Here is a 12,930-nt window from a genome sequence, read left to right as displayed (position 1 = left end):
TTGAAGTTATCTAAGACAAAACAATTTAAAGACATTCAAAAACTATTTTTCAAATAAACTAAAAAACCACTCTGAAAAGAGTGGTTTTTATTTGGAGATTTTTACAACAAAAAAAGACATCGTCGAAGCGATGTCTTTTATCAGTTATGGGCAGTCAGGGGATCGAACCCTGGACCCACGGATTAAGAGTCCGTTGCTCTGCCAGCTGAGCTAACTGCCCAAATTATTTAAGTCGGTCATAACCAACAAAAAATATAATACCATGTTGGAGTAAGGATTGCAACACCTTTTTTAGAATTTTATCTAATTGGTATTTGCATTCCACAAAATCAACGATATTTATAATAGCATGTTCTACAAAGTTTTGACAAGCCCTAAATTTGCGAAAAATACAATTTTTAAGAATTGATAACGAAAACATTACGTTTAGAAATCAAATGTCTAAGCGTGTTATAATGTTAATGTTAGACGGCATAAAAATGTATATAATGAAGCTGTTGATTTTAAGGACAGCCCGTCACTAACATAAAAACGGATTTTTAAAAGAATAGATTCCTGTTAAGGAGATAGAATATTATGGCAAAAATTTTAGTTGTAGATGACGAAAAACCAATCACAGATATCGAAAAATTTAACTTAGAAAAAGAAGGTTACGATGTAGTTGTAGCCTATGATGGTGAAGAAGCACTTCAAAAAGTCGAAGAAGAATCTCCAGATCTTATTATCCTAGATCTAATGTTACCCAAAGTTGACGGTCTAGAAGTCGCACGTGAAGTTAGAAAGACTCGTGATATGCCAATCATCATGGTAACTGCTAAAGACTCAGAACTAGATAAAGTTTTAGGTCTTGAATTAGGTGCCGATGACTATGTCACAAAACCATTCTCAAACCGTGAACTAGTTGCGCGTGTTAAGGCCAACTTAAGACGTCAATCAAGTAATGATAACGGTCAAGCTCAAGATGGTGAAAACAAAGACATCAAGATTGGTGATTTAGTTATTCATCCAGAAGCATACACCGTTACTAAACGTGGTGAAAACATTGAATTAACTCATCGTGAATTCGAATTACTACATTACTTAGCTCAACACATTGGCCAAGTAATGACTAGAGAACATTTATTACAAACCGTATGGGGTTACGACTACTTCGGTGATGTGCGTACAGTTGATGTTACTGTCCGTCGTTTAAGAGAAAAAGTCGAAGACAACCCAAGTCACCCATTATGGTTGATTACTAGACGTGGGGTTGGTTATTACCTACGTAATTCAGAACAAGAATAATCATTTAATCATGTACAAGGAGTAGTTTGCGGTGAATAGTAAGATTAAATATTTTCAATCGATTCATTTTAAAATTGCGCTAGTGTTAGCGTTAATCTTATTGGTGACCCTAGAAATTGTCGGGGCCGTTTTTGTGAACCAATTGGAAAACAAAAATATGGCAGCATTCAAAAAACAAGTGCAAGTGCCAACTTACGTAAACACCACTTTAACCAATGAACTTTCTAGTTCAAACACCAGCAAGGCCAACATTCGAATTAAGTCGTTACTTTCTAACATTGATAGTAATAACTACACTGAAATTAAGGTTATTGATGCGAAAAACACCATTCGTGGAACTAACGAATTAGGTGATCAAAGTTCAGTTGGACAAAAGAATTTCCGTACTGATATTAAAAATGCGATTTTAACCCGTCGTTCATCCAGTTCGATTACCAGTAACTCTGGTGATAACTCCAGATACTACACTGTTATTACACCGTTAATTAAAAGTAGTAACAATGAATTAGTCGGAATTGTTTACATTCACGCCAATTTAAATACCGTTTACAACGAAATCAATCAGATTACGGTTATTTATGTTGCCGCCGCGATTGTGGCTATTTTAGCTGGTCTTTTGATTTCCATCGTGATTTCTAAAGCCATTACTAAGCCAATTGATGAAATGAAGAAACAAACCCTCCAAATTGCTCGTGGGGATTACTCTGGTCAAGTTCACGTGTATGGTCGTGACGAATTAGGTCAGTTGGCCAATGCCGTTAACAACCTATCAGTTAAGGTTGAAGAATCACAAGAATCAACTGAATCTGAAAGACAACGACTCGACTCTGTTTTGACCAACATGACCGATGGGGTTATTGCGACTGACCGTCGTGGATACATCATTATCATGAATGATGAAGCTGCTAGTTTCTTAGAAACCAATGAAGAAGAAGCATTAGGTAACTCTATCTTAGATATTTTAGATATCAGAAAAGAATACAGTCTTCGTGACTTAATTGAAAATCCCGATGAAACCATCATTGATCGTTCAGACAAAGATCATGATTTAATTTTGCATGCCCATTTCTCATTAATTCAACGCGATTCGGGATTTGTATCCGGGTTAGTCTGTGTGCTCCATGATGTTACTGAACAACAAAAGATTGATAATGACCGAAAAGAATTCGTTTCCAACGTTTCACACGAATTGAGAACTCCATTAACCAGTGTGCACTCATACATCGAAGCACTGCAAGATGGGGCATGGCAAGATCCAGAAATAGCGCCTAATTTCTTGAAAGTAACGCAAGAAGAAACCGATCGTATGATTCGTATGATTAACGATTTATTAACGCTTTCTCGAATGGATTCTGGTACCCAAAAAATTGATAAAGAATTAGTTAATATTACCGAATTGTTCAATTATATTTTGAACCGTTTTGACATGATTATTAAATCAGATGGTAATAATGAGGAAAAACCAAATAAACATTACCGCATCGAACGTCGTTTCACTAAATCCGATTTATGGGTAGAAGTCGATACCGACCGTTTCACGCAAGTAATCGATAACTTAATGAATAATGCGATTAAATACTCTCCAGACGGAGGGGTAATTACTTGTTCACTTTACAAGACTAAGAACAGCGTTATTTTAAGTGTTCGTGACCAAGGTTTAGGAATTCCTAGAAGTTCAATTCCACACATTTTTGACCGTTTTTACCGTGTTGATAAAGCTCGTTCTAGAGCACAAGGTGGAACTGGATTGGGACTAGCTATTTCTAAAGAAGTGGTCCAAGCCCTTGGTGGTAAGATTTGGGTAGAAAGTACCGAAAACCGTGGTTCTACCTTCTACATTTCACTACCATACGAACCAATTGAGGAGGACTTATGGGATGAAGATTAAACAACTGATTTTACCAATATTGTTAACATCTGCAGTTGGTGTAAGTCTATTTTTATCAGCTTCGATTTTGGTGAACCCTGCTCACTATGACCGTTCTAATCAAAAGGAAAGCAGTCAAACTGCCCAAATTGATTCCAAACCAATCTCATCAGTTTATTCGCCTACTCAGGTGGTTCAAACTAAGTCAAATGGAAAACAATATTTATTAACCAACCAATCAATTAACTTGATTACAGAAATTGGTCAACAAATGAATAACTACAAGGATGCTAAATATACAGCGTTAAATGGGGATGAAAAAGATTACTTTAATCTTTTAAATACCAGCGATTCTGTATTATTGAGCTATCCTAGCAGCATTAATTTAAAAATCGTCAGCAAGTTTATTAACAATGCCTTCGATAAATTACCTAACGTCACAATTAACCGCATTATGATTCCATTTGATGATAGTAATAATATTTATTTGCTATCTGATAGTGGATATAAAATTTATCGAGTTAACGTCAAGGACACTAATATTTCTGGAATTAAGAAAATTATTTCTGATAACGTTAGAGCGATTGGTGTCAGCGTTAAGAAGCTAAACGATAAACCGTATATCGACTTCACTGATTCATTCAAGATGCCACAATACGCATATTTGATTAATAAGACTTCCCAAAATTACTATGTGACTAGATTACTTTCTGACTCACAAGATGTAACTGTCAAAAGACATCGTGATTCAACAGTTTACAATGATGAAAACTCTCGCCAAATTACATTTACTAATGACGGGGAAGTTAATTACTACGACAGTCATCCAGGTGCCATTTCCACCAACATGACGCAATTCTTAACGGATTCATATAACAATATTTCGCAAATTTCGATTAATGATAACTTAGCTAATATTCGTTTCTTCGATTACAATGCTAAAAGTTCCAAGGTTGTCTACAGAAATTACGTTGAAGGTTTCCCTATTTTTGACCAAACGCCATACGGAGCGATTGAAATGAAATTAGTGGACAACACTTCATTGAAGTACAACTTCTCATTGAAGACACTTCAAATTCCGGTGCCAACTGGTCGAGGTGATATTGAGTTACCTTCCAGTGATGCGGTTTTGAAATCAATTCGTGCATACGGATATGATGTTTCTAAGATCTCGGGGATTGAATTGGGTTACCAATGGAGTAACACTAAATCATCCAACATTTTAATTACACTAGAACCAACTTGGTTCGTTAAATATAACGGCAAGTACATTAACTACCATCAATTACTTGGTAGAGGCATTCAATAAAGATAGGAGGAGCGCTAGATGGATTTCAAAAAAATTCAAATCATCTTTTTGGTTATCTTTGTGGTGATTGATTTATTTCTATTTTCTTTGTTTAGACAAAACGCCAATCTACAAACTGAAAATAGTAATAAAGGTAGTGATGCCGAAATCATTAAACAAATGCAAAATGATCAAATCACGGTATCTCCAAAATTATCAACTAGTGGCGAAACGGGTTATTACTTATCAGCGGTTAACGATGATAGTTTAAATACCACTAAATCAAAGCTAAAAAATCAAAAAACCACATACAGTAACCATATTTTAAGAAGTACTTTTAAGCGTCCTATCGGTTTGTATTCAGGTAATTATCATGAAATTTTAGATAAATTAATGAAGAAAGATACATTCATTGCGCACGGTAGTTCATATGAATACAATTCAGACCTATCTACCAAGACCAGTGTCGTTTACTCACAAAAAATTTCTGATGGTGGGACTATGTATGGACCTCGTCATGGTGAAATTATTTTCGACGTTTCCAGCGATCATTTATTAGTTGGATATACCCAAAGTTATATGAATGACGTTAGCGTTTTACGTGAAAAAACTGACATTATTTCACCCGCCAAAGCATTAGTATGGCTTTACCAATATAATGAAATCCCTGATAATTCTAAGATTAAATGGGTTAACATGTATTACACCCAATTACTATCAATTAAAAACAATGTCGTTTTAATTCCGACTTGGGTAATTGGTTATACTAGTAGTGGTTCATCATCGATGACGATTAAACGGATTAATGCCTTTAACGGTGCCATTTTAGATGGTGAAGGCACTACCGAAGCAGCAACTTCAAATGATAATTAGAAATGAGGATCAACATGAACAACGATGCAGATGATATGAAGATTAGTGTTTTATCCAGTGGAAGTGGTGGAAACGTCACATACATTGAAACTAATCAACATAAAATTCTATTAGATGCGGGTTTATCGGGGGTTCGTATCGAACGATTGATGGCATCCATTAACCGTTCTATGAAAGATGTCGATATGATGTTAGTAACACATGAACATACCGACCATAGTAAAGCCGTCGGGGTCTTAGCCCGTCGCTATCCTCAAATTAGTGTTTACGCGAACCAACCCACTTGGGATGCAATGGCAGACACTATTGGTGAAGTTCCGTTAGCACAAAAAAATATTTTTCCACCAAACATGGCAATGAGTTTCGGTGACATTGATATTGAAAGCTTTGCCGTTTCTCACGATGCGGCACAAGCGCAATTTTATAATTTCCATCATCGCAACAAGAGTTTTGTCGTCTTGACCGATGTAGGTTATATTTCAGATTACATTTATGGAACAATTAAAAACGCCAATACTTATCTATTGGAATGTAATCATGATGTGGAAATGCTACGTAGTGGTGATTATCCATGGTCTTTAAAACAACGTATTTTAGGTGATGAAGGCCATTTATCAAATGAAGATGGTGCCAATACATTGATGGAAGCAATTGGGAATTCCACCGATCGTATTTTTATCGGGCACCGAAGTCATCACAATAATATTAAGGAATTAGCCCACCTCACTGTTGCTTCAATGCTAGAAGAAAACGATTTTGGGGTTGGCACAGATTTTGATTTATTGGATACAGATGTGGAAAAATCGTCTGATTTATTTACACTTTAGTTTGCTTTAAGTTTACTAGCTATAATAATGATAATTAATTTGATAGGGGGAAAACCTTATGAAAAAAAGTGATCGTTTTGTTGTTAAAGTAGGAGTTGTCGCATTAGTCGCTGGATTATTAGGCGGTGTAATTGCCTATGGTGGAATTAACTTATTAGAAAATTCCGGAATCGACGTTGCTGTTCCCGGAGGATCCAACGCCGGTGGAACAGCATCAACTTCTAATTTGAAGGTAAATGTTAAAACTCAATCTGAAAAAGCTTATTCTGCTGTGAAAGATTCAGTCGTATCAGTTTTTAACTTAAAAAAGAGCAGTAGTTCAGACATTGAATCTGCCTTAGGTGGCAAGAGTTCAAGTAAACTAGAAGCAAGTAGTGAAGGTTCTGGTGTGATTTATAAGAAGAGCGGAAACGCCGCTTATATCGTAACCAACAACCACGTTGTTTCTGGTGCTTCTGCATTACAAGTACAACTAAGTAATGGTAAACAACTAGAAGCTAAACTAGTCGGAACTGATTCAGTTACTGATTTAGCGGTATTAAAGATTAATGGTAGTGCCATCAAATCAGTAGCGACATTTGGTAACTCCGACAACATTAAAGTTGGAGAAACCGCATTAGCAATTGGTTCTCCACTAGGTTCAACTTATGCTTCATCACTTACTCAAGGAATTATCTCAGCTAAGAAACGTCAAGTACCATTGACTGGTTCAAATGGCCAATCAACTGGAAACACTGCCACTGTTATCCAAACCGATACAGCAATTAACCCTGGTAACTCAGGTGGTCCGCTAATTAACTTAGCTGGACAAGTGATTGGAATTAATTCCATGAAACTAGCATCTGACAGTGAAGGAACTAGTGTTGAAGGAATTGGTTTTGCAATTCCAAGTAACGAAGTAACTTCTATCATTAACCAACTAGTTAAAAAAGGAAAAATCGAACGTCCCGCATTAGGAATTCGTTACCTTGATTTATCTAGCATCGCGGTTAGTGACCAAAAATCAACATTAAAACTACCATCTTCTGTTGAAAATGGGGTTGTGGTCTACGACGTTACTTCAGGTGGTCCTGCAGCGAAGGCTGGATTGAAGAAATACGATGTGATTGTTTCACTAGCTGGTAAGAAGATTACTAGCCAAGATGAAATCAAAAACATTTTATATAGTCAAAAGCTAGGATCCACGATTAGTGTTCAATACTACCGTAATGGTCATCTAAAAAACGGATCAATTAAGCTGAGCGAAAGTACATCTCAATTGAAAATAACTCAATAATCGAAAATTTTTTGAAAAAAGTTTTTGTTATGAAAACGCTGACATCATAGTGGTTGTCAGCGTTTTGGCGTTTTTAAGGGGTTGTAATTGAAAATGAATAGGAGTATAAAATTATATATTGGATTTTAAATTGATATATATAAAGGAGTTTTTCATTATTACTATTTTTGGTTTTAGTGTATGGACAATGCTATTATTTATTCCTGTTGGTATCGTTGCTGGAATTTTAAGTACAGTAACCGGACTAGCTTCACTTGCCTCATACCCAGCGCTATTATATTGGGGTGCTTTAAACCCTATCTCAGCAAACATTACAAACACTTCCGCATTACTATTTAACGTAGTAAGTTCAGGTCTTTCATCAAAGCGTGAATTATCTGGTCACTGGAAGGAACTATTCAAGGTTATGACAATCATCTTCTTTGGTGGAATTGTCGGAGTTATCCTATTAACTCTTCTACCTTCAAAAGATTTCTCCTACGCAGTTCCTGTATTTATTGCAGCTGCTGGTATTGGTATCTTACTTCCTTCAAAGGATACTTCTAAGGCACCTACTGCTAAAGTAGTTGAAGAAGGCGAAGTTGGTACTAAGAAGATGGTAGCTGATGTTGCTATGATCGTTTTATTCTTCGCTATTGGTATTTACGGTAGTTACTTCGGTGCTGCTGCTGGTGTTATCTTACTAGCTGTTCTTTCAAGAACTAGCAAAGATCCATTCCCAGTTTACAATGCGATTAGAAACGTTGCCATGGGTTCAGCTAACGTTATTGGTACTGTGCTATACTCATTCAAGTATGGTCAACACGGTAGCACTCACATCTACTGGGCACTAGCTATTCCTCTAGGAATCGGTTTCCTAATTGGTGGATACGTTGGTCCTAAGATGGTTCGTGTATTACCAGTTAAATTAATCAAGATTGTTACAGGTATTTTAGCGCTTGTCCTAGCTTACACTCAATTCGTGTCAGCTTACGGCATCCGTCTATTCTACTTCTTCTAAAAACCTTAAAACACCACTTGTTAACCAAGTGGTGTTTTTTTATGCTTTTCTTTTATCACAAAAATGGTAAGATGAGATTATGATTTTATTCTAATAGAAAAAAGAGATGATTATCATTACGGTTTTAGGAATTAGTATTTGGACTTTATTAATATTTATTGCGGTTGGAATAGTTGCAGGGGTGTTAAGCACAGTAACTGGGCTGGCTTCATTAGTATCTTATCCAGCACTATTATACTTTGGTGGCTTACCTCCAGTTGCAGCAAACGTCGTTAATAAAGCGTCTTTAACGTTTAATTCATTAGGTTCTTTTATTTCCTCGCTTCGCGAATTGCGTGGGCACTGGAAGGAACTATTTAAAGTAATGGTGGTCATTTTCTTTGGTGGAATAACCGGTGCGATTTTATTAACTAAATTACCAGCAACTAGCTTTACTCATGTAGTACCATTCTTTATCGCGTTTGGTGGAATTATGATTTTAATTCCCACTAAAAAGCCATTGAATGGGAATACTGAAGGGGCGTTACACTTCAACCCTGCTGCTGGTGGCAAACCTCGAATATGGGTTAGATCGTTAGTCATGATTATCTTAACGTTTGCGATTGGAACTTATAGTGGTTATTTCGGTGCTGCTTCTGGAATTCTACTATTAGTATTACTAACGCGTACTTCTAATAACGAATATGCCGTTAGCAATGCGATTAGAAACGTGGCGATGGGGGCAGCAAACATTGTTGCTACTATTTATTATGCTGTTTATGACCACGTGGATTGGTCATTAGTAGTGCCATTAGGAATTGGTTTCTTTATTGGAGGCTACATCGGTCCTAAGATTGTGAGAGTAGTCCCCGCTACTTTCCTAAAGATTTTAACCGGAATTTTAGCGCTAATTTTAGCTTACACTCAATTTGTGGCGGCTTATCATATTAGTTTATTCTAAATAAAAAAGAGCGATTTAATCGCTCTTTTTTTGTGGCTTAATTAGTGTTGTAGTGTTAAGTCATTAGCCACTTCAACATCGATAATCTTTTGTTGGTCAAAGTCGTATAACCCTTGGTCAGTTAGTTTTAATGTTGGAATTACTGGCAGAGTTAAGAATGATAGGGTGATAAACGGATCGAAGTCCACACCATCACTAATTTGATTGAATGCATCTTCAATCGCATGTAATTCATGACTTGCTTCTTGCCATGACTTATCAGACATTAAACCAGCAACTGGTAGTGGCATTGTTGCGAGGGTCTTTTCTTCATCCACAACTGCAATTCCACCGTTAGTATCGGTTACTTCTTCAATAGCGCGGTAAATCGATTCTGGAGTAGTTCCAACGGCGACGATGTTATGGGAATCATGAGCGACAGTAGTAGCAATTGCACCGTTTTTAATGTTGAAACCATGGACTAGCGCTAGTCCGAAAGTACCTAAATCATGGTGCCTTTCGGCATCGACCATCAATAATACATCATTGTCTAAATCACTGACAAATTTACCGTCTTCAATTGGGACATCCATTTCTAAATGAGTGGTTTCGATATGATTGGCAATAATTCCCATCACATGACATTTAGAATCGTTTAACGGTAATTGTAAATCAGTTTCTTTTAAGTGGTGATGGACGCAATTTTCGCCAAATTTAAGGGGTTGTGATGAGAAGTCGGCTTCATGCATTTCTTTTCCAGCTTTAACGACTTTTTTAACGTCAACTTGGTTTAAGTGATCAATGATTACTAAGTCAGCAGCGTAATCTTTTTCAATTGCCCCAATGTTGGCTAGTTTATGTGCTTGTGCGGCGTTGTAACTGGCCATTGTGTAGGCAGTTTCTGGTTTAATGCCGTATTGAATTGCTAGATGGATATTAAAGTTGATGCTACCTTCTTCAACAATTGTGGAGATGAATTTATCATCGGTACAAAATGAGAAGCGGTCGGCATTGTCTTCGGTTACGGCTTGGACGGTATTTTGTAAATCACGTTCAACAGTTCCCTCTCTTAAGAAGACATCCATGCCAGCAGTCAAGCGGTCTTGCATTTGTTCTAAGTTAACTGATTCGTGGTCGGTCGAAATCCCGTTAGCTTTGTATTCGTTTAGTTGCGATAGTGATAAACCAGCACCATGGCCATCTATTTGATAGCCATGGCCTTTTGCGTCTTGTAGCTTAGCCATCATGTCGGATTCTTGGTTATGAACGGCTGGATAGTCCATCACTTCGGCTAAACCAATAACGGATTCTTCATCATAGAGGGGATGTAAATCCTTGGCGGTTAAAGTAGCACCATTATGTTCAAAACTAGTTGCGGGAACTGATGATGGTAACATTACGAAGACATCTAATGGTGATTGTTTCGCATCTTTAATCATGTATTTAATTCCATCAGCACCAGAAACGTTGGCGATTTCGTGTGGATCAACGACAATTGATGTCACTCCCATTGGAACTAACACTTTGCCTAGTTCGCTTGGTGTTACCAGCGAACTTTCAATGTGGACATGAGAATCAATAAAACCAGGAACAATATATTGATTAGTTGCATCAATTACATTTTTGGGTTGGTAATTATCATTTTCGAAGTTAATAATCTTGCCGTCGTTAATGAAAATATCTTTGTTTTCAAATTTCTTGCTAAAAACATTTAAGACATTTCCGTTTTTTATATGTAAATCAATTGTTTGCATTTTTCCACCCCTGAATGTTTTTTAATTTGATTAAAATTATCAAGTATTATGAAACATTAACAAACTAATGTCAAATTTAATTTAATGTTCGGAAATAACTGGATTAATTGAGCTGATATTAGAAAAAAACTTACCATGTGATAGAGTATTTTTTAATATCTTATAGAGTAATTTTTCAGTACCACCTAAAAATTGTTTCAAAACAAGTGAATTTAGTGTACAATAATTATGTTCTCAAGAATAGAAAGGGTGAAGAACTTTGAGTGAAAACGTTTCACAAGAAAAAAAGGGCTTTGTAGAATATGCTAATGGTCCTTCACTAGAAGAAATCAACGGTGGAATTAAGGTTCCTAAGGATTGGGGTTTCTGGAAAACATTATTTGCATACTCTGGTCCTGGTGCTTTAGTTGCCGTTGGATACATGGATCCAGGTAACTGGGCTACATCAATTACCGGGGGTCAAAATTTTGGTTATCTACTAATGTCTGTCATCTTGATTTCAAGTTTGATTGCGATGCTATTACAATACATGGCGGCTAAACTTGGTATCGTGAGTCAGATGGATTTAGCACAAGCTATCCGTTCACGTACTTCAAAATCACTTGGAGTAGTTTTATGGATTATGACTGAACTTGCAATCATGGCTACTGATATCGCGGAAGTTATCGGGGGAGCCATTGCGCTTTACTTACTTTTCCATATTCCACTAGTACTTGCGGTATTCTTAACCGTATTTGATGTTTTACTATTGCTATTATTAACAAAAGTGGGATTCAGAAAGATTGAAGCAATCGTTGTTTGTTTAATCATGGTTATCCTAGTTGTATTTATTTACGAAGTTGTATTATCAAGACCTGATTGGTTGGGCTCAATCAAGGGACTTGTACCAACTGAACGTACTTTTGCTAGTGACCATCCAGTTGCTGGTATGACTCCACTAGCTGGTGCTTTAGGTATTATCGGGGCAACTGTTATGCCACATAACCTATACCTACATTCAGCTATCGCTCAAACTAGAGCTATTGATCATAATGATGAAGAAGACGTTGCAAGAACTGTTCGTTTTGCTACTTGGGACTCAAACATCCAATTAACATTCGCATTCTTCGTTAACGCTTTACTACTTATCATGGGGGTTGCCGTATTCAAGACCGGTGCCGTTCAAGATACATCATTCTTTGGTTTATTCGATGCTTTGAATAATACTCACATGCTTTCCAACCCAATTTTAATTGGTGTTGCTAAGTCAGGTATTCTATCGACATTATTTGCTGTTGCATTACTTGCTTCAGGTCAAAACTCAACTATTACTGGTACACTATCAGGACAAGTTATCATGGAAGGTTTCGTTAACTTGAAAGTTCCTCTATGGGCTCGTCGTTTAATTACTCGTTTAATTTCAGTAGTTCCAGTGCTTATCTGTGTTGCTTTAACTGCTGGTGAATCAACATTAAAACAACATGCTGCTATCAATGACCTAATCGAAAACTCACAAATTTTCTTAGCATTCGCATTACCATTCTCAATGCTTCCATTGTTAATGATGACTAACAGTGCTCAAGAAATGGGTAGCCGTTTCAAGAATAGCTTATGGGTTAAGGTTTTAGGTTGGATCTCAGTATTAGTTCTTATCTACTTAAACGCAATTAACATGCAAGGTGCTGTTGCTGGATTCTTCAGTGACAACCCAACTGCTGCGCAAAATGCAGAAGCAGGTGTTATCGCTAATATTATTAACGTAGTAATCATTGCACTGCTAATTTGGACATTGGTTGAACTATACCTTGGTAACAAACGACTAAGAAATAGATAAAAAATAATTCAAGAATAGAAGGCGAAAAT

10 protein-coding genes and 1 tRNA gene are annotated in these 12,930 nt (G+C 36.7%); 9 read left to right on the top strand and 2 right to left on the bottom strand.

Annotation, left to right across the window (positions count from 1 at the left end; all coding sequences use genetic code 11):
* Positions 1 to 147: 147 nt before the first annotated feature.
* Positions 148 to 220: transfer RNA gene (locus ABWU86_RS06430), tRNA-Lys, on the bottom strand.
* Positions 221 to 573: 353 nt separating this feature from the next.
* Between ABWU86_RS06430 and yycF the strand changes: the two genes are divergently transcribed.
* The 8 genes from yycF to ABWU86_RS06390 all read left to right on the top strand — a co-directional run bounded on the left by yycF (position 574) and on the right by ABWU86_RS06390 (position 9,355).
* Positions 574 to 1,284: a response regulator YycF gene (gene yycF / locus ABWU86_RS06425; protein ID WP_293794343.1), complete on the top strand. Its 711-nt coding sequence runs from the start codon at positions 574 to 576 to the stop codon at positions 1,282 to 1,284.
* A gap of 31 nt (positions 1,285 to 1,315) precedes the next feature.
* Positions 1,316 to 3,172 carry a cell wall metabolism sensor histidine kinase WalK gene (gene walK / locus ABWU86_RS06420; protein WP_293794339.1) on the top strand — a complete coding sequence of 619 codons (1,857 nt, stop codon included), beginning with the start codon at positions 1,316 to 1,318 and terminating at the stop codon, positions 3,170 to 3,172.
* Positions 3,162 to 4,460 (top strand): YycH family regulatory protein, encoded by a 1,299-nt coding sequence (locus ABWU86_RS06415; protein ID WP_293794337.1) that lies wholly within the window; start codon positions 3,162 to 3,164, stop codon positions 4,458 to 4,460. The genes walK and ABWU86_RS06415 overlap by 11 nt, the downstream gene beginning before the upstream one ends.
* Before the next feature lie 18 nt (positions 4,461 to 4,478).
* Positions 4,479 to 5,312 carry a two-component system regulatory protein YycI gene (locus ABWU86_RS06410; RefSeq protein WP_293794336.1) on the top strand — a complete coding sequence of 278 codons (834 nt, stop codon included), beginning with the start codon at positions 4,479 to 4,481 and terminating at the stop codon, positions 5,310 to 5,312.
* 14 nt (positions 5,313 to 5,326) lie between these two features.
* Complete coding sequence (locus ABWU86_RS06405) at positions 5,327 to 6,139, top strand: MBL fold metallo-hydrolase (RefSeq protein WP_293794334.1); 813 nt, start codon at positions 5,327 to 5,329, stop codon at positions 6,137 to 6,139.
* Between the two features lie 58 nt (positions 6,140 to 6,197).
* The gene (locus ABWU86_RS06400; protein ID WP_353322072.1) at positions 6,198 to 7,415 is read left to right on the top strand and encodes a S1C family serine protease; all 1,218 of its coding nucleotides are present in this window, start codon (positions 6,198 to 6,200) and stop codon (positions 7,413 to 7,415) included.
* 187 nt (positions 7,416 to 7,602) lie between these two features.
* The gene (locus ABWU86_RS06395; RefSeq protein WP_293794332.1) at positions 7,603 to 8,415 is read left to right on the top strand and encodes a sulfite exporter TauE/SafE family protein; all 813 of its coding nucleotides are present in this window, start codon (positions 7,603 to 7,605) and stop codon (positions 8,413 to 8,415) included.
* 106 nt (positions 8,416 to 8,521) lie between these two features.
* A complete protein-coding gene (locus ABWU86_RS06390; RefSeq protein WP_353322069.1) occupies positions 8,522 to 9,355 on the top strand; it encodes a sulfite exporter TauE/SafE family protein in 834 nt (277 codons plus the stop codon).
* A gap of 41 nt (positions 9,356 to 9,396) precedes the next feature.
* Here the strand turns inward: ABWU86_RS06390 and ade are convergent, their stop codons facing one another.
* Positions 9,397 to 11,088 carry an adenine deaminase gene (gene ade / locus ABWU86_RS06385; RefSeq protein WP_353322067.1) on the bottom strand — a complete coding sequence of 564 codons (1,692 nt, stop codon included), beginning with the start codon at positions 11,086 to 11,088 and terminating at the stop codon, positions 9,397 to 9,399.
* A 259-nt stretch (positions 11,089 to 11,347) separates the two neighbouring features.
* On the opposite strand from ade, the gene ABWU86_RS06380 reads away from it, so the two are divergent.
* Positions 11,348 to 12,901: an Nramp family divalent metal transporter gene (locus ABWU86_RS06380; RefSeq protein WP_293794323.1), complete on the top strand. Its 1,554-nt coding sequence runs from the start codon at positions 11,348 to 11,350 to the stop codon at positions 12,899 to 12,901.
* The last annotated feature ends 29 nt before the right edge of the window (positions 12,902 to 12,930 follow it).

It is taken from the genome of Apilactobacillus pseudapinorum, from assembly GCF_040369555.1.
Classification (GTDB): Bacteria; Bacillota; Bacilli; order Lactobacillales; family Lactobacillaceae; genus Apilactobacillus.
Note: the sequence above shows the minus strand (reverse complement) of the source record. Positions and strands in the feature narration are given on the sequence as shown.